This window comes from Stenomitos rutilans (assembly GCF_059505485.1).
In genome coordinates this window covers 1-17,260 of the sequence record NZ_JCACKR010000060.1, presented here as the reverse complement: position 1 = coordinate 17,260, position 17,260 = coordinate 1, and the positions used below count along the sequence as shown (strand labels likewise).

Annotated in this window: 13 protein-coding genes; 4 read left to right on the top strand and 9 right to left on the bottom strand. The window is 51.2% G+C overall.

Annotation, left to right across the window (positions count from 1 at the left end; all coding sequences use genetic code 11):
• Positions 1-215: 215 nt before the first annotated feature.
• Complete coding sequence (locus tag AC5JLP_RS10010; protein WP_496067790.1) at positions 216-758, bottom strand: cobalamin biosynthesis protein; 543 nt, start codon at positions 756-758, stop codon at positions 216-218.
• Between the two features lie 6 nt (positions 759-764).
• Positions 765-2,351: an NAD(P)H-quinone oxidoreductase subunit N gene (locus AC5JLP_RS10005; RefSeq protein ID WP_496067789.1), complete on the bottom strand. Its 1,587-nt coding sequence runs from the start codon at positions 2,349-2,351 to the stop codon at positions 765-767.
• 406 nt (positions 2,352-2,757) lie between these two features.
• Between AC5JLP_RS10005 and topA the strand changes: the two genes are divergently transcribed.
• Complete coding sequence (gene topA, locus AC5JLP_RS10000) at positions 2,758-5,496, top strand: type I DNA topoisomerase (RefSeq protein ID WP_496067788.1); 2,739 nt, start codon at positions 2,758-2,760, stop codon at positions 5,494-5,496.
• A 278-nt stretch (positions 5,497-5,774) separates the two neighbouring features.
• The gene (locus AC5JLP_RS09995) at positions 5,775-6,206 is read left to right on the top strand and encodes a type II toxin-antitoxin system VapC family toxin (RefSeq protein ID WP_496067787.1); all 432 of its coding nucleotides are present in this window, start codon (positions 5,775-5,777) and stop codon (positions 6,204-6,206) included.
• Positions 6,207-6,318: 112 nt separating this feature from the next.
• Here AC5JLP_RS09995 and crtD read toward each other — a convergent pair whose 3' ends face one another.
• Both crtD and AC5JLP_RS09985 read right to left on the bottom strand, forming a co-directional pair.
• Positions 6,319-7,986 (bottom strand): C-3',4' desaturase CrtD, encoded by a 1,668-nt coding sequence (gene crtD, locus AC5JLP_RS09990; protein WP_496067786.1) that lies wholly within the window; start codon positions 7,984-7,986, stop codon positions 6,319-6,321.
• 73 nt (positions 7,987-8,059) lie between these two features.
• Positions 8,060-8,815, bottom strand: coding sequence for a TylF/MycF/NovP-related O-methyltransferase (locus AC5JLP_RS09985; protein WP_496067785.1), 756 nt, complete (start codon positions 8,813-8,815; stop codon positions 8,060-8,062).
• Positions 8,816-9,072: 257 nt separating this feature from the next.
• On the opposite strand from AC5JLP_RS09985, the gene AC5JLP_RS09980 reads away from it, so the two are divergent.
• Positions 9,073-10,443, top strand: a complete 1,371-nt coding sequence (locus AC5JLP_RS09980) for a M16 family metallopeptidase (protein ID WP_496067784.1) — start codon at positions 9,073-9,075, stop codon at positions 10,441-10,443.
• Between the two features lie 84 nt (positions 10,444-10,527).
• Positions 10,528-11,427 carry a fructosamine kinase family protein gene (locus AC5JLP_RS09975; RefSeq protein WP_496067783.1) on the top strand — a complete coding sequence of 300 codons (900 nt, stop codon included), beginning with the start codon at positions 10,528-10,530 and terminating at the stop codon, positions 11,425-11,427.
• Between the two features lie 244 nt (positions 11,428-11,671).
• Here AC5JLP_RS09975 and rpsU read toward each other — a convergent pair whose 3' ends face one another.
• The 5 genes from rpsU to AC5JLP_RS09950 all read right to left on the bottom strand — a co-directional run bounded on the left by rpsU (position 11,672) and on the right by AC5JLP_RS09950 (position 16,912).
• A complete protein-coding gene (gene rpsU, locus AC5JLP_RS09970; RefSeq protein ID WP_106257393.1) occupies positions 11,672-11,860 on the bottom strand; it encodes a 30S ribosomal protein S21 in 189 nt (62 codons plus the stop codon).
• A 237-nt stretch (positions 11,861-12,097) separates the two neighbouring features.
• On the bottom strand, positions 12,098-12,409 hold the full coding sequence (gene rbp, locus AC5JLP_RS09965) for an RNA-binding regulator (protein WP_496067782.1): 312 nt from the start codon (positions 12,407-12,409) through the stop codon (positions 12,098-12,100).
• Between the two features lie 147 nt (positions 12,410-12,556).
• Positions 12,557-13,465, bottom strand: a complete 909-nt coding sequence (locus AC5JLP_RS09960; protein WP_496067781.1) for an alpha/beta fold hydrolase — start codon at positions 13,463-13,465, stop codon at positions 12,557-12,559.
• 619 nt (positions 13,466-14,084) lie between these two features.
• The gene (locus AC5JLP_RS09955; RefSeq protein WP_496067780.1) at positions 14,085-15,413 is read right to left on the bottom strand and encodes an Nramp family divalent metal transporter; all 1,329 of its coding nucleotides are present in this window, start codon (positions 15,411-15,413) and stop codon (positions 14,085-14,087) included.
• Between the two features lie 407 nt (positions 15,414-15,820).
• Complete coding sequence (locus AC5JLP_RS09950) at positions 15,821-16,912, bottom strand: DJ-1/PfpI/YhbO family deglycase/protease (RefSeq protein ID WP_496067779.1); 1,092 nt, start codon at positions 16,910-16,912, stop codon at positions 15,821-15,823.
• Between the last annotated feature and the right edge of the window lie 348 nt (positions 16,913-17,260).

Sequence of the window (17,260 nt, the reverse complement as noted above, 5' to 3'; positions counted from 1 at the left end):
AGAAGGCAGAAGGCAGAAGTAGAGGGAGTGGGGGAAGCAGGGGAGGCGGGGGCAGGGGCGTTGTTATTGTTAGATAGAGAAGAGAGCTATGTGCTGATGGCTGATGGCTGACCACTTGATTAACTCAAAACTTCTACGCTGACCGCTGACAGCTGACCGCTCAAATAATGAAAGGCAAAAGACAGGTAGATTGCTTGTGTTGATTGATCTTGGGATTAGGAGTGTTGGGCCGATCGTGCAACTGCGATCGTCATAGCCCCCTTCTGATCCATAGAACGATAGCATTGCTTGGGAACGCAAAGAACAGGTTTAGGGCGCAGAGTATCGCGTGTAGAAAGCATTACCAGATTGCTCTCTCTGCGTCTCTGCGTCTCTGCGGTGATCCCCTGATCCACTTCCCCCGCTTCCCCTTCTCCACAAGCTAAAAGTGCCGCCGCTTCCGCAACGCTAGGAGTGCCAACTGCCGCCTCGATCGCGCTAGAGGCATTCGGCACCGTCACTGATCGTAGCCTCTCAACCGGATAGAAACACAGAGGCAGGTGGCGATCGCGGCAAAACGCAAGCAAGCCTGCCTCATTCGCTTTTGTGTCGATCGTCGCCACTCCAGCGATCGCGCCTTCGTGCAGTGTATAAGCTCGAAAGACTGCCCGAATCGCCTGCTCAATCAGGCCTTTGGCTGTGCCCTGTTTGCAACCAATCCCAACCCAAAAGATTCTTGGCAATGGCTCTTCAGGTACAGCATGAGTGCTTGAAGCCATGTTTCCCTAGCTTTGACGGTCAGGGGCGATCGTAGGCGTTAACGCCGCTTTAGGGGCAACAGCATCCTTACTCGCGGTCAGGGACAATTGCTGCAAGATAGGCGTTTGGGTAACAGCACTATTCGCCAGCGCAAACAGCGGGTTCGAGAGAATGCCAGCCAGTGAGGTCACGATCGCGGTTGCAACTAGCCCAACTTGCAGCGATCGCATGCCTGGCAGACTCCAGCTAATCGCAGGATAGTTCTTCACCGATTCAGACATTTCCTGCGGCTCCTTCACCACCATCATCTTGACTACCCGGATGTAGTAGTAAATCGAGATCACGCTGGTAATTAATCCCAACAGCACTAGCCCATAAGCGCCGGCCTGCCAACCAGCCCAGAAAAGGTAAATTTTGCCAAAGAAACCAACCAGTGGTGGAATACCGCCCAAGGACAGCAGACATAGGCTCAGGCAGAGGGTCAGAAGTGGATCTTTCTGGTACAGCCCCGAATATTCGCTAATTTGATCCGTCCCCGTCCGCAAGGAAAACAGAATCACCCCTGCAAAGGCACCCAGGTTCATAAACAGGTACGAAATTAAGTAAAAGATCAAGCTGGCATAGCCTGCATCACTACCGATGACCAAACCGATCATGACAAAGCCTGCTTGCCCAATGGAGGAATACGCCAGTAGACGCTTCATGCTGGTTTGGGCCAAAGCCACCACATTCCCCAGCACCAGGCTGAGTACTGCCAGTGCCGTCATGACCAAATGCCATTCTTCGGTGAGTAACGGAAACGCCGTGACCAACAAGCGAATGGCTAGCGCAAAGCCAGCCGCTTTAGAACCAACGGAGAGGAAAGCAACCACTGGGGTCGGAGCGCCTTCGTAGACATCTGGAGTCCACTGATGAAAGGGGACTGCCGCGATTTTGAACGCGATCCCCGCGATCGCAAAGACCAACGCGATCACCAACCCTAGCGACTGGGTAGAACCAGTATCCGCAATACTCCCCGCGATCGCGCTCAGCGTTGTTTCCCCACCCGATAAGCCATACAGCAGCGACAGACCATACAGAAAAATGGCAGAACTGGATGCCCCAATCAGCAAATACTTCAGCGATGCCTCATTAGAGCGAGGATCGCGCTTTGTATAGCCCGTCAGAAGGTACGACGAGATACTCAACGTTTCCAGCGAGACAAAAATCATGACCAACTCATCGGCACCAGACAGGAACATCCCCCCGATCGTGGCCGTGAGCAAAATTGATAAGAACTCTGCCAGGGATGTGCCGGAGCGATTGATATAGCTAATCGACATGAGGATCGTCACCACGGCTGACAACGCCACGATGCCCCGTAAAAGGACGCTCAACGCATCATCGTTAAAGCTGCCCAAAAAGGAAATCGGATTTGCCGTATCCCACTGGTAGTACAGCGCGACTACGGCCGCTAGCAGCCCCGCGATTGAGACGTAGGGTGTCCAGCGCGAGGAGGCCGTCCGTCCCACGATCAAGTCACCCACAATGACGAGCATGAGGGTGGTAATTACAATGCCTTCTGGCAGAATCGTCCCAGCGTTAAGCTGAGCAGCAAGCGTGGCGAAATCCATGAGGAGTTGCTCTATGAATAAGATACGTTAGGGTTACGTGAAGGGAAGACGCGATCGCTTTCTGGGCATCTCTTTCTTTGATAGCCAGAAGGCGAGAGAGTCAGAAATCTTCTACAGTGGATTCTACATCGCAATCTACTGTAACGCTGTATTCCGCAGCATTGGGTTTAAAGTCGATTGTAATCGCGATCGCTCAATGTAATGGTCTTGCTTTTTGGGTGGCAAATACCTGAACGTCCTTCCAGGCAGTTGATCCAACCGACCATAGATTAACAACCCTCCTTCTTAACTTCAGTAGTGACATCTCAGGAATCTCTCACCAACCCCTGGTAGTCACCGCAATATTGGTTATAAGAGAGATTAGAGAATCTGATTGCCGCGATATCCTTTTCAACGTTAACGACCCATGTCAAAGCTTGTCATCGTCGAGTCACCCACCAAAGCACGTACCATTCGCAATTACCTTCCCGCCGGGTATCGGGTAGAGGCATCAATGGGTCACGTGCGTGATTTGCCCCAATCTGCGAGTGAAATTCCCGCAAGCGTGAAGGGCGAGAAGTGGGCACCGCTCGGTGTCAACGTGGAGGCAAACTTTGAGCCACTCTATGTCGTACCGCAAGACAAAAAGAAAATTGTTAAAGAACTCAAAGAAGCGCTGAAGGCCGCAGACGAACTCATTCTGGCAACGGACGAAGACCGGGAAGGAGAAAGCATTAGCTGGCACTTGCTGCAACTGCTCAAGCCGAATGTGCCCATCAAGCGCATGGTCTTCCACGAAATTACCGAAGATGCCATCCGTGAAGCGATTCGCAATTGCCGGGATGTGGATGAACGGTTGGTACGCGCCCAGGAAACCCGTCGAATTCTCGATCGCCTCGTCGGCTATACCCTCTCTCCACTCCTGTGGAAAAAAATTGCCTTTGGGCTATCGGCGGGACGGGTGCAATCTGTATCCGTTCGCTTGCTGGTCAGACGCGAACGCCAGAGACGCGCCTTTCGACAAGGCAGCTACTGGGATCTGAAGGCAACGTTGGAAGGTGAGAGTCAGGAGTCAGGAGTCAGGAGTCAGCAAGCGTTTGAAGCACGGTTAGTCACTCTGGCAGGTGTTCGTGTTGCCAACGGTAGTGACTTTGATGAGGCGACCGGACAGGTCATTGCAGGACGGAATGTAGTGCTGCTTAATGAGGCAGAGGCACGGACATTACAGGATCGGATTCGCGATCGCCCGTGGGCCGTCACTAATCTAGAAGAGCGCCCTGTTACCCGCAAGCCCTCGCCACCCTTTACCACCTCTACCCTGCAACAAGAGGCAAACCGCAAACTGGGACTTTCTGCCCGTGACACCATGCGGACCGCCCAAAGCCTTTATGAGCAAGGCTACATCACCTACATGAGAACGGACTCTGTCAGCCTTTCGCAACAAGCAATTACAGCCGCTCGTGATTGCGTACAGTCCATGTATGGTGCCGAATATTTGAGTCCTGAACCGCGCCGCTACTCCACCAAAAGCAAAGGCGCTCAAGAGGCTCACGAAGCGATTCGTCCTTCTGGCAGTAACTTCCGCACCCCGCAGCAAACCGGGTTGAAAGACCGTGAATTTCGTCTGTACGACCTCATCTGGAAGCGTACTGTAGCGACGCAGATGGCAGAAGTGCGGCAAACTCACGTTACGGTGCAAATCCAGGTTGAGGATGCAGGGTTTCGTGCCAGCGGGAAGCGCATCGACTTTGCAGGCTTCTTCCGTGCCTATGTAGAAGGGTCAGATGATCCCAATGCGGCGATCGAAGATCAGGAGATTATCCTGCCTCCACTGCAAGTTGGCACCACGCCCACATGTGTGGATTTAGAGGCGATCGGGCACGAAACCCAACCCCCTGCCCGCTTTACCGAAGCGTCTCTCGTCAAAACGCTGGAAAGTGAAGGCATCGGTCGCCCCAGTACCTACGCCAGCATTATTGGCACGATTATCGATCGGGGCTACGCCAACATGGTTGGGAATGCGCTGGTGCCGACCTTCACCGCGTTTGCCGTCACTGCCCTGCTCGAAAAATACTTCCCGGATCTGGTAGACACGAGTTTTACCGCTCGCATGGAGCACGCCCTAGACGAAATTTCCACAGGCGCAGTCGAATGGCTCCCATACTTGAAAGAGTTTTATCTGGGCGATACCGGACTAGAAACCCAGGTGAAAGACCGCGAGAGTGAAATTGATCCCACTCAGGCACGGACGGTCGATCTAGAAAATCTAGCAGCGAAAGTGCGGATTGGTCGGTTTGGTGCATACATTGAAGCCGAGAACGGTGATGGGAGTGTCAAAGCCTCCATCCCCAAGGACTTGACCCCGGCGGATCTCGATCCCGCCCAAGTCGAAGTGCTGCTACGCCAAAAAACCGAAGGCCCCGATAAGGTTGGGCTACATCCCGAAACGGGCGAACCCATTTACCTCAAAATTGGTGCCTATGGGCCTTACGTGCAGCTTGGCGATGAGTCCGATGCCAACCCTAAACCTAAACGGGCATCGCTTCCCAAAGGCGTTACGCCTGACACGTTGACGCTGGAGCAGGCGGTTGGACTGCTCAAGTTACCCCGGCTTTTGGGCACGCATCCCGAACTTGGGGGCAAAATTCAGGCTAGCCTCGGTCGGTTTGGGCCTTACGTGGTGCTGGATCAGGGCAAAGGCGTGAAAGAATATCGCTCGATCAAAGCAGGTGATGATGTCCTGACGATTACCCTCGATCGCGCCCTCGAAATGCTGGCAGAACCCAAAACCGGACGAGGCAAACGTGCGGCAGCTAAACCACTCCGCGAACTCGGTGCCCATCCTGAAGACGGCGAACCCGTGAATATTTACGATGGCCCCTACGGCCCTTACATCAAGCATGGCAAGGTGAATGCCTCTCTACCCGAAGGCGAAACCGTTGAAGCGATCGCCATGACCACTGCGGTCGAAGCCCTCAACGCGAAGGCTGGTACGAAGAAAGGAGGGCGATCGCGCAAGACCAGCACTGCGACTGAAACCACCAAAGCCACCAAAACCAGCGGCACCACCAAAAAGACCGCTGCTAAAACAACTGGCACCAAAAAGACCACTGCGAAGAAAACCACCAAAAGATCTACCACCAGCAAAAAAGCCTCCACGCCCTAAAACAGTATGTAGCCAAGGTAATTTCTCTCATAGTGCTAATTAGCTATAGGTAATAGGGGAACTCACATAGCACCTAACACTTCTTTAGAGGAACGACTTGCGGCAGTAGAAGCCGCGATCGCTGAGTTGCAGAAGCAGGTTTCGACTCCTCAACCAACAAATTGGTTGCAACAGATTACAGGCTCTTTCAAGAATGAACCTGCTTTTGAGGAAGTACTTACTTATGGGCGAACCATCCGTCAAGGAGATGAGTCTTTCCTCGAAGCGCAAGAAGAGCAATGAAATATTTGTTGGACACAGAAGATCATCTGAGCATTCTTCAGCGACAAGCAGGGCAAGATTACATTCACCTTTCAACGCGTCTGGCCCAATATCCACGATCAGATTTTGCTGTATCGACTGTATCGTTTCATGAGCAGATGCTTGGTAGCCACGCTTATATTAATCGCGCTCGTAATCCGAAAGACGTAGTGAAAGGATATGAAATGATGGCGCGGCTCGTCAGCGATTTCAAAGTGCTGCCCCTTGTCTCATTTGATGCGGGTGCAGCCACGATACTTGATCAGTTACAGACACAACGGATTCAACTAGCAACAATGGCTGCGCGGATTGCAGCAATTGCGCTGTTCCATAAATTGATTCTTTTAACCCGTAATCATCAAGATTCTAGTAAAGTTTCAGGGTTATTGATCGAAGACTGGACAGTTTGAGGTGGCAATAGAAATAGTTGTGATAGTTGCGGCAAAACAGCCACAATGCAGTGAAGCACAAAGTCTTCTGGCTTAGTTTCAGTGTATCGGTTGCCGCTGATTGAGATCGCCCCTACCAACCCGCTTCAATCTGCCTCACCGCCGTTAACGCCGAATAACTCACCCCTGCCGTTCCCTCACCGGGATGGGTCGAGTCTCCCACCAACCAGAGATTGCGAATGGGTGTGCGATTTGCAAAACCAAAGGGGCCAAAGGTGGGTACTCGCTGACCAATGCCGCCGACCACACCTCGATCGCGCCCGGTAAAGTGTGCAAACGTCCGAGGCGTTGCCGCTTCTACCAGCAAAATCGTCTCGTCATTCAGGTTGAAGAATTGAGATAAACGGGCGATCGCTTCTTCGGTGTACTGCTGCTTCAGCAAGAGGTAAGAGTTTTGAGTAGCGCTTTGCGCCGCTACGCTAGAGAGTTTTGAGTTTTGAGTTGATGAAGTTGTTAGTTGTTGGTTGTTAGTTGTTAGTAACAAATCTGCCATGTTTGCTTGCACTCTGACTCCTGACTCCTGACTTCTGACTTCTGACTTCCCATTCCACCAAATTCCCACATCCGTAAACGACGACGCAATAATCGTTGCCTTTCCCACTGGTGCTCGACCGTCACCGGGACGACTGACCGACACGAAGAGCGAATTATTTTCGCCGATCGACCCTTCGTAGTCATACAAAAATTGCAGGTGGGGCGGACAGTCTTTGGGAATGGCGTGTTCATCCACACCCAGATACACCACAAACGCACCAGAACTGGGTGGCAGTTTCTCTACCCGCCGCTGGTAGCCACTTGGAGCCTGGTCACCCAACAGTTGCATCAAGTTTTGTACCGTCACATTTGCCACCACATGATCGGCGGGTTCCGTCCAGCTTTCACCTGTTTTCTGATTGCGGATCGTTATTCCAGTTGTCTGCCCCCTTTCGGTATGAACCGCTTCAACTGTATGGCGCATGAGCAGTTTGCCACCATCACGCTCCAAAGCAACAATTAGGCGATCGCTCAACGCCTGCATACTGCCGTGGAGATGGAACAACCCCTGCGGTTCCTGAGAAACCCCTAACGCTGTGGCGGCATAGAGCAACGCTGTTTCTTCTGCATCGACCTGGGAGTAAAGCTTGAGTTGCAGATCAAGAAACGTTCTTAGCCGCTGGTTGTCTGCCAAACCGTGGCCGCGAAGGGCATCACCTACCGTCGAAAAGGTGTGGGGTAGCGTCAGCAGGGTGTCGGGACGCACCGCCTTAGTTAATTGCCACAAGTCCCACACATTGCGTGGCGGCAATACCGGATCACGAGACTGGAACGCCCAACTATAACGAAACAGGTCAGACAACAGTTGCCAGAATGGTTCACTTCCTGGAAACTGCTGCTGACGTTCGGCTTGCCATCGTTCTGGGTCACGCCATACGCTAATTGGCTCAGTTTCTCCAGGCAAATAAACGGCACAGGCCGGATCGCAATGGGTAGCGGTGGGTAAGTCAATTTTTAGTTCTGAGAAAATACGGTGATGGATGCCACCTGGTTCCAAACCCGCCACTTGAGTCGCACCCACATCAAAGGTAAACCCCTGCCGCTTGAAGGTCGAGGCGCAACCACCGGGCACGATTGCTTGATCCAGCACCATCACGGAGTAGCCTCGATGTGCCAATAGCGCGCCTACGGTTAACCCGCCAATGCCTGCACCAATCACGACCACATGGGGAGAATGAGCGCGATCGTTAGCGGGTTGTCTGAACATGAACTGATTTACATTTCTTCATATATTCATGTTACCAGTTGTTCCCTGTCGCAGACTCCGCTTCAACTAAAAATTAGGCGTGCTTGATGATTAGCCCCTGACCCGTCGGCAACTCAAGCACCTTATGGTTTCGTTGCTGCATAAACTCCATCTCTGCCAGCATCTGGTTGCGGTTGGATAGCCAACCAAAATCATCAAGGATAATGAATCCTCCTACAGAGACGCGATCGAACAAGTTTTCTAACGCTAAAATTTCCGCCTGTACCGAATTCATATCGATGTGGAGGTATGAAATTTTCTCTGGTATTGCCTTAGCAAATGAAGCAGGAACAATGCCTTGAATAATTTGGACATTTGAATAGGGTAAAAAGGCTTTTTTCACATGAGCCAATAGTGCTTCACTATTGAATGCTTCGTAACGGCTATTACCTGTTCTTTCCTCTTCAGTAGACGTTTCTTCCGGTAAGCCGTTAAAGGTGTCATAGAGGTAAAAAGTTCTTTCGATGCGTTCAAACTCTAAATACTTACAGATTACGGCTGAAGAAAACCCGTGAAAGACTCCACATTCGACAAAATCACCCTCAACCTGTAACGCATTGCTAGCTGCCCACGTCAACACATGCAGTCGCCAGACCAGGCTTTTTTCCTGAGCTGTTTGAGCCGTTGACATAAAACTGGAATCAAACTTTTCATCCAGGCAAAACGACAGGTTTCTGCCCATTGTGATAAGCATGTCGGCAGCATACACGTGTCCACCGTAAAGTTCGACCATGCAGTCAAGTGCTTGTTTAAAGATTTCTAACCTGTCTGGCTGAATACCATAGAACATCGTGATACCTCATTGCACCGGCACAGTTCCTTTTAAGCATTCCCTCTGCCTGCACGTGTATACCGTTAAAACCTGTTAACGTTTTAATCGGTAGGTTGTGATTTGTAGTGCTTTTATGGCTTACCTGAATCGTTCGTCTCTAAAAAACAAGAATCGATTTGTGTTTGAATCAAAAAAATTCACATTGGTGAATTAGTTGCTGTCAGGTGATTCTAACAGATTAAGATAGGTGAAGCTCCTCCATCGAAAGGTCTTGCATGACTTCAACGCTGATCAAAGCTGCGGCTCATAAGCTGAATGCACCCATGTTGCATCGTCTCTCTAACGGTTTAACGATCGTCGCTGAACAGATGCCCGTTGAAGCGGTTAACCTGGATGTCTGGCTAAATGTCGGTTCTGCGGTTGAAGCAGATGACATTAACGGGATGGCGCACTTCTTAGAGCACATGATCTTCAAAGGCACCGCGCAACTTCAGAGTGGTGAATTTGAACGACGCATTGAGCAACGAGGAGCCGTGACCAACGCGGCTACCAGCCAGGATTATACTCATTACTACATTACAACCGCACCGAAGGATTTTGCAGCACTGGCCCCCTTACAGCTCGATGTCTTACTGAATGCCAGCATTCCTGATGACGGGTTTGAGCGCGAACGCCAGGTTGTTTTAGAAGAAATTCGACGATCGCACGATAATGCTCGTCGTCGTACCTTTCAGCACACGACAGAACTTACGTTCGATCGTCTCCCCTACCGCCGTCAGGTGCTTGGCCCTACTACTGTCGTTGAGCAACTCACCGCGCAGCAAATGCGAGACTTTCATCAGCAGTGGTATCAACCCCACCTGATGACTGCCGTTGCCGTTGGCAATTTACCTGTCGAGGAGTTGATTCGCATTGTTGAAGAAGGGCTTGCACAAGCAGGTAGCGGTCAGCCGTCAGCCGTCAGCGGTCAGCAACTAGCGGTCAGCTTTAACTCACAACGCTCTGACGTAACAGCACGCAGTGCTACTCCTCACTCCTCACCCCTTACTTCTCACTCCTCACACCTCACCCCCGAAGCCCCCTTTCAACATATTGTGCGCCGTGAGTTTATCGACGCTAGTCTCCAGCAAGCGCGTCTGGTCATGATTTGGCGCGTTCCAGGGCTGAATGATCTGCAACAGACTTACGTGTTAGATGTGCTGGCCTCTGTATTGAGCCACGGGCGAACGACTCGCTTAGTGCAGGATTTGCGAGAACAGCGGGGACTTGTGTCCAGCATTTCTGCCAGTAACATGACCTATCGCCATCAAGGTGCCTTTTACATTTCGGCGCAACTGCCTGTTGAAAATCTCGATCGCGTTGAAGCAGCGATCGTCCAGCACATCTGCACGCTGCAATCTGACCTGATTAGCGAGGTAGAGATTGCCCGTATTCGGACTCGTGTGGCTAACCATTTCATTTTTGGGAGCGAAACACCGAGCGATCGTGCTGGGCTTTACGGCTACTACCAAACGCTGCTGGGTGACCTCTCGACAGCCCTTGATTACCCCAAACATATTCAAACACTGGACGCCGAAGCCGTCAGAACCGCTGCTCGTACCTATCTCTCGCCCAAAGCCTATGGTGTTGTTGCCATTAAGCCGTGAGGAATGCTTTGAGTTGTTGGTTTTTAGAAGAAAGCTGACCGCTGATCGCTGATCGCTAAAGAAAGTGTTAGTTGTTAGACCAAAATGGCTGTTCAACCACTAAAAACCAACAACTACTTTATGTGGAATCACATTGCTGCACACATTAGCCATGTGACGGGAACGCCGCTTGAAGTGAGCGATCGCCGCTCAGTAGGTGGTGGCTGCATCAATCAGGGTTATCGGCTTTCTGATGGCAACACCACGTATTTTGTCAAGCTCAATCAGGCGTCAAAGCTTGCCATGTTTGAGGCAGAAGCAGCAGGCTTGCAGCAGATGCAGCAAACGCATACGATTCGGGTTCCGACGCCCATTTGCTATGGTGCTGAAGGTGAAAGTGCCTACATCGTTCTAGAATGGCTACCGTTGGGGCGAGGAGATGAGCGATCGTGGCAACGGATGGGTCAACAACTCGCCGCCATGCATCAAGCGAAGGTGGCAGATCAATTTGGGTGGGAGCGCCACAACACGATCGGCTCAACTCCCCAAATCAATACCTGGACAGCGGATTGGACGACTTTTTGGGTGGAGCATCGGCTCGGCCATCAACTAAAGCTGGCACAGCGTCGCGGTGGTCATTTTCCACTGCAAAGCCAACTATTAGCAGCAGTCCCGCACCTGTTAGCAGGGTACACACCACAGCTATCGCTTGTGCATGGCGATTTGTGGTCAGGCAATGCGGCGGTTACTGAGTCTGGAGAACCTGTCATTTTTGATCCAGCAACCTATGTAGGCGATCGTGAAGTTGATCTCGCCATGACCGAACTCTTCGGCGGCTTTCCTGCTAGTTTCTATCACGGCTATCGTCAGGTTTTGTCGATCGATGATGGCTATCAGCACCGCAAAACGCTCTACAACCTTTATCACATTCTCAATCACTTCAATCTCTTTGGCGGAAGCTATGAAGCACAAGCCAATCGCATGATGAGCCAATTACTGAAGTGAGATCTCGAACAAAAATCTAGAAGTTGATCGCCTTCCAAGGACGCGATCAAAAAAGCAGAGCAATGCTTCAAACGATAGAAAGATTAAAGCTAGGTCAATGCTTTGAGCAACAAAACTTTCATTCGACCAAGGCTGGAGGAACGATTGAATGAATATAAGCGGCTCTGTTAAAAGACCGTGACCTGCCCCGTTTTAAACACAAAAACTAGAGCAGGTCTCTGGCGCAAATTAACTTACAGTTTGGTTAGTAACGGGAGCGCTGTCTACGTTGCTTGTGCTTGGCGATCGCCTTACGCTTTTCCTTTTCTAGTGGCGTTTCAAAGTGCCGCTTTTTCCGCATATCTTGAAAGATTCCTGCCTTAGAAACCTGGCGCTTAAATCGTCGTAGAGCGGATTCAATGCCTTCGTTCTCACCAACTACGATCTGGGTCATGCTTATCCTCCAATGGAACAGGTCGCTACAGTGATTGGACGTTAGACCACGGACTGGAGGGAAAGGCTAGACAGGTATCAGTGTTCGACCTGTGGCGCGATTATCGTTTAGTCCATACTCATACATTAGTGAGTCTAAAGTCCAATACTAGAGCGTAAACAAAAAGCCCCTGGCAGAGTGGAGCAGTTGCTTTTCACCTGCCAGAGACTCTGAAAATTAAGCTTTAAGCATAACGCCTTAATAACGGCGACCGCCGCCACCGCCGCCACGGTTGTTTCCACCCCAGCCACCAGAAGAACCACGCTCTTCACGAGGCTTGGCTTTGTTTACTTTCAGGTCACGTCCCATCCACTCAGCGCCGTCAAGAGCTTCAATGGCAGCCGCTTCTTCTTCTTCGGTGCCCATTTCTACGAAGGCGAAACCGCGCAGGCGACCAGTCTCGCGATCGGTGGGAAGCTGTACGCGGTTAACAGTTCCGTACTCTTCAAACGCTTGCTTCAAATCTTCTTGAGTAACCTGGTACGAAAGGTTACCAACGTAAATTGACATGGAATGTCTCCAAATTTCAGAGTGTGTGAGAGTTAAATTCGGAGAGACGCTTGTCACGGAACAAAAACGAATTACACAGCCGAAGATAATCCTGTAGGCAAACTATAGCACAGCGGTAAAAAACCAGTTGTGCACAGCCTTTGTAGTCTATCGCAGAAACGGCAAAGTCAGTTGGGCCACTTCAGCCGCGTACTCTTCGTGTAAGCCCAGCGAACCAGGAAGTCGCACACTTTGGACATTAGCACAGGCAGCGAGAGCGTCCATTTCAGCTTTAGAGGCAGCAGGCGATTGATCACCAATCAAAACCAGCAAGGGAGTTTTTAAGCGTTGCAACGGTTGAAGAAACGCTTCACGGGTAGCGACTGGATCTAACCCACCTGTTACGAAAGCCGCAGGCGCAAACCTAGCACCCGGTTGCTGGGTAATCTGATATTTTTGCTCAATAAAAGCTGGTGTCAGCATGGCAGGGTTTGTATACACGTGCTGACGATACATAAAGCGTAGAAAAGACGGCAGCGTATTGAGTTTGTAAAGGGTCTGCCCCAACACAGGTGTACCGACCGTTTGCCGGATTGTTGCAAACCAGGGCTGCTGCTTGCCCATCATCGTTGGCAACGGCCCACGCCAGGTTGGAGCGACCAGCACCATCTTCGACCAGGGTGCGTCAATCGCGCCTGCTTGCAGCACATAGCCTGCTGCGTGTCCCGCTGCAACCACCGCAAGGGGATGATCGCATACATCTTGGACAAACGATTGTAAGAGCTGTTGGTAAACTTCAGGCTGGTAGGCGATCGCCGGACGCGCCGAATCGCCAAAGCCTAACCAATCTAACGCAATCACTTGAAATTCAGACGCTAAATAGCCTGCTAAACCACCCATTTCGCCACGAGTGGAAACGGTGCTGAAGGCAGGGAGCAGTAGAACCTGATGCCCATATCCCCGCGTCTCGTACACGATCGGAAACTCTTGCCCCCGAAAGCTCCATTGATAGGTGTTTATAGTCCCACCCATACGGGCAGGCTGCACATGGGCAGCGCTAAGCGTTGAGTACGTCATCTTAACTAGGCGCAGTATGACTGGTTAATCAATAGTCTATGGTAGTCTTCATGCCGTTAAACAGGCTAAAACGAGGCGTTGTCAAATAAGGGCTGCGGTCACCAAAGTAGCGGCTATGCAGCAGCGTGATTGCCGAAGCTACAGCGGCAGTGCCTCGCAAATTGGCTCCTCATGTTGGTGGCTCATTGCTTGATCAGCTGTAGTGAAAGACGTTTCAGATTCCTGTAGAAGAATTTCAATGACAAATTTAGTTCCTTGTCCAGGTGTTGACTAGCAATACAAGCGACCTTTGTGCCGCTCGGTAATAGTTTGATAGCTTAAAGCTCAAGCCTTAATCTCCCCTAGGCAGTGCTTTAAAACTTCAATCGTTTCATTGCTGATAGCTTCTGCCCCCTTTTCTTGTATGCCCAAAGGGCTTTAAGTCACCCAGCATGGGGAGCTTTGAAGCTGGTTTGTAAGCCCCAAAATTTGGGGTTGGGGGCTTCCGAGGGTTTTAAAACATGCCCTAACCCCTTAGAAAGAGAGGAACCTCTGAAGCCTCCTCTTTAAAGAGGTTGAGGGATCTTTTCTGCATAAGTCCTGATAATGTACAAATCGACCCAAGCAGGTTTCCCACTAATTACTGTCCACCCAGCAACGTTTGCCACAGCAACCAAACGTTCAGCCCTGCAATTAAGATCCCGATCGCCCAGGCGATCGCGTTGAGCCAGCGAGGGCTAACAAACGTTCCCATTAAGGCCATGTTGCCAGTAAACAGCACCAGTGGAAAGATCGCAAAGGGAAGCTGGAGACTGAGAATGACCTGACTAAGTACCAGCATTTTGCCGATGCCTGGTTCGCCAAACCAGAGAATGCCTCCAAGGGCGGGGACGATCGCCAGTCCACGAGTCAGCAACCGTCGCTGCCAGCAGGGAATCCGCAGATCCAAAAAGCCTTCCATAATAATTTGCCCTGCCAGGGTGCCAGTCAGCGTTGAGCTTTGTCCCGATGCCAGCAGTGCCAGCCCAAATAAGATGCTGGCTGCTCCAGTGCCCAGTAAAGGGGCAAGTAAACGGTAGGCATCTTGAATTTCGCCCACGTCTTGATTGCCCGAAAAATGAAACGTTGCGGCTGCGACAATGAGAATGGCTGAGTTAATGAAGAGAGCCGCAGAGAGTGCCAGGGTCGAATCGAGCGTGGCATAGCGAATGGCATCCTGCTGCTTTTGTGGCGTATGCTCCCAGGCGCGCGTTTGCACGATCGACGAATGAAGATACAGATTGTGCGGCATCACGGTAGCGCCCAGGATGCTAATGGCAATGTACAGTTTCTCTGGTTTTTGCAGAATGTCCAGTTGCGGCAGATAGCCCTGCGCTACAGCACTCCAATCAGGTTTTGCCAACAAAATTTCTGCTAGAAAGCAAAGCCCAATCGTACTAATGAGTCCCAGGACGAGTGCTTCTAGCCAGCGAAACCCTTTGCCTTGAAGAAGCAGCACAACCATGACATCCAGCCCTGTAAGGCAAACGCCCCAGACCAACGGCAGACGAAAGAGCAGATTGAGCGCCAGGGCACTCCCCAATATTTCTGCCAGGTCAGTGGCGATAATGGCAATTTCGGCAAAGCACCAGAGCAACAGGTTCACCGGACGGCTAAACGATTGCCGACAAAGTTGCGCCAGGTCTCTACCTGTAACTAAGCCCAAACGTACACATAGGGCTTGGAGGACGATCGCCATCAGATTTGACAGCAAAATCACCGTCAGCAAGCTATAACCAAACCGGGAGCCACCTTCAATATCGGTTGCCCAGTTACCTGGATCCATATAGCCCACAGAGACTAAAAGCCCTGGCCCAATAAAGGTAAGCAGCTTGCGCCATTGGTTTCCGGTTTCTGGCACAGCGACAGCGCCCTGCACCTCTGATGGGCAGAAGGGGGCCGTTGGTCGATCAGGCAGTTTCCACTGCATTATGGTGTGATCGCTCCCTCAATCGTAAAAAGCCATCCATCCAGTATTGCCCATCCCGCGATCGTTCTGACGTAAGCCAATACTCTGACCAGTAAGCTTTAACGAGCAGCCATCAGCGTAGAAGTTTTGAGTTTTGAGTTTTGAGTTTTAAGTCAAAGAGCTATCAGCGATTAGCGGTCAGCCAACTCTGCGGGAAGCAAGCTACGGCGGTCAGCGGTCTTCTAATAACCAACAACTTCTTTTACCTTTAGAACTTACGCATTTGCCCCCAGACCCCAATGCGGGGGGCTTTAATTGGCTCGGTTCCCCCAGCATTGGGGGCTAGGGGGCGAAAGATGATCGCTTTTGCGTAAGTCCTAACCTTTTACCTTTTGCCTTCATCCCTCATCCCTCTATCTTCATTCCTCTCACCCGATCACCGCTGGTTGCCTCGTCGGCTGTGGCGGCTCGATCGTTTCTGCCACTAACCGCGTGTGATAAAGGTTAGCCACTAGCGGCTCCTCTTTCGCAAGATTAATTTCCATCTGGTCGAAGATCTCAACGGTGGCAGGGTCGGTCAGCTTATTGCGTAGTTTATACATATCAATGACACCTGTTTGGAGATCACCCAGCGCGCGGCGTAAAAGGTTGGCATCGCCTCGACTAAACTGCAACCACGTCTTGAGATGGTCGTAAGTATCACTCACACTGGTCTGAAGTTGCACGCCCAAACGGCTTAAGCGCTTTTCTAGTAGCGCTATGTGGTGCTGCCGGGTGTCGCAAATAGCCAGGAAAACGCAGCTCATTTCAACATCAGTGGCATTCTCTGCGTAGTGCTCAAAGGCTTGCAGGCCGTAACATTCACCCGCGATCGCCATATGCAACCCCTGCACAATCTCACCTTGACTCGACCCTCCCCAGGCTTCGCCCAACTTCCACCAATCAGCATTCTGGTCGGTTTCGTCCGGTAGAGTAAGGTCGGGAATTGAAAGCTCCAGGCGTTTGAGAATCGCGGTTGCAAAAATGGGCAAATCGCCTGGACGACGCGACGTAATCAGGTTTCCATCAACGACCAACGGTGCATCCAGCACAACCGCGCCTGCATTGTGGAGGTCTTTGCGAATGGCTTTGAAGCCTGTCATCCGTTTGCCATGCACCAAACCACCTTCGATCAGCACTTGTGGGCCATGACAGATGGCAGCAACCCATTTCCCTAGCGCGATCGCTTCTCGGACAAAGCGCACCGTATTTCGATTGGCACGCATCGCGTCGGGAGCCATCCCACCGGGAATGATCACCGCATCAAAATCTTTTGCAAGCACTTCGGTGGTGGTAGCATCTGCGTGTACAGAAAGACTACCTTGCTTTCCCTGATACACATCATTCATGCGAGAGCCAAGGATAACGACCTCTGCCCCGGCTTGCTTTAACGCGTTGTAAGGAATGTGAAACTCGCTCTCTTCGACCTGGTGCTCAACTAAAAGCGCGACTCGTTTAGCGATCGTTTGACGATTAAGCATGATGTTCTGAGAATAACGAATGTTTGGTGGGAACCAGGAGCATACAGAACACACGACCAGTCAGCAAACACTAACAAACCGCAAGCTACCGCATACGGGTATCAACAAATTTCACTTTCCAGGTAGAAACACGACTGTTGGGACTTATCAAACCAAACTTAGTGGTTACAGGAAATAGGGGCAACACCCCTCAGCGAAGCACTGTAATGCTTTGAGCTGATTGACTGACAAAAGTCTTGCAAGGCTGCTAGCTTCGTTACTCACCCGCCCGTGATTAAAATCCGGGCTAATGGTGTACCCGACATTCCGCCCTTTGAAGTGTCACATTGAGCGTTTAGCGGCATAAGT

Excerpts from the sequence above, each read along its gene's own strand:
- AC5JLP_RS10010 (WP_496067790.1), bottom strand. The coding sequence starts at position 758 with ATGGCTTCAAGCACTCATGCTGTACCTGAAGAGCCATTGCCAAGAATC.
- AC5JLP_RS10005 (WP_496067789.1), bottom strand. The coding sequence starts at position 2,351 with ATGGATTTCGCCACGCTTGCTGCTCAGCTTAACGCTGGGACGATTCTG.
- topA (WP_496067788.1), top strand. The coding sequence starts at position 2,758 with ATGTCAAAGCTTGTCATCGTCGAGTCACCCACCAAAGCACGTACCATT.
- AC5JLP_RS09995 (WP_496067787.1), top strand. The coding sequence starts at position 5,775 with ATGAAATATTTGTTGGACACAGAAGATCATCTGAGCATTCTTCAGCGA.
- crtD (WP_496067786.1), bottom strand. The coding sequence starts at position 7,986 with ATGTTCAGACAACCCGCTAACGATCGCGCTCATTCTCCCCATGTGGTC.
- AC5JLP_RS09985 (WP_496067785.1), bottom strand. The coding sequence starts at position 8,815 with ATGTTCTATGGTATTCAGCCAGACAGGTTAGAAATCTTTAAACAAGCA.
- AC5JLP_RS09980 (WP_496067784.1), top strand. The coding sequence starts at position 9,073 with ATGACTTCAACGCTGATCAAAGCTGCGGCTCATAAGCTGAATGCACCC.
- AC5JLP_RS09975 (WP_496067783.1), top strand. The coding sequence starts at position 10,528 with ATGGCTGTTCAACCACTAAAAACCAACAACTACTTTATGTGGAATCAC.
- rpsU (WP_106257393.1), bottom strand. The coding sequence starts at position 11,860 with ATGACCCAGATCGTAGTTGGTGAGAACGAAGGCATTGAATCCGCTCTA.
- rbp (WP_496067782.1), bottom strand. The coding sequence starts at position 12,409 with ATGTCAATTTACGTTGGTAACCTTTCGTACCAGGTTACTCAAGAAGAT.
- AC5JLP_RS09960 (WP_496067781.1), bottom strand. The coding sequence starts at position 13,465 with ATGACGTACTCAACGCTTAGCGCTGCCCATGTGCAGCCTGCCCGTATG.
- AC5JLP_RS09955 (WP_496067780.1), bottom strand. The coding sequence starts at position 15,413 with ATGCAGTGGAAACTGCCTGATCGACCAACGGCCCCCTTCTGCCCATCA.
- AC5JLP_RS09950 (WP_496067779.1), bottom strand. The coding sequence starts at position 16,912 with ATGCTTAATCGTCAAACGATCGCTAAACGAGTCGCGCTTTTAGTTGAG.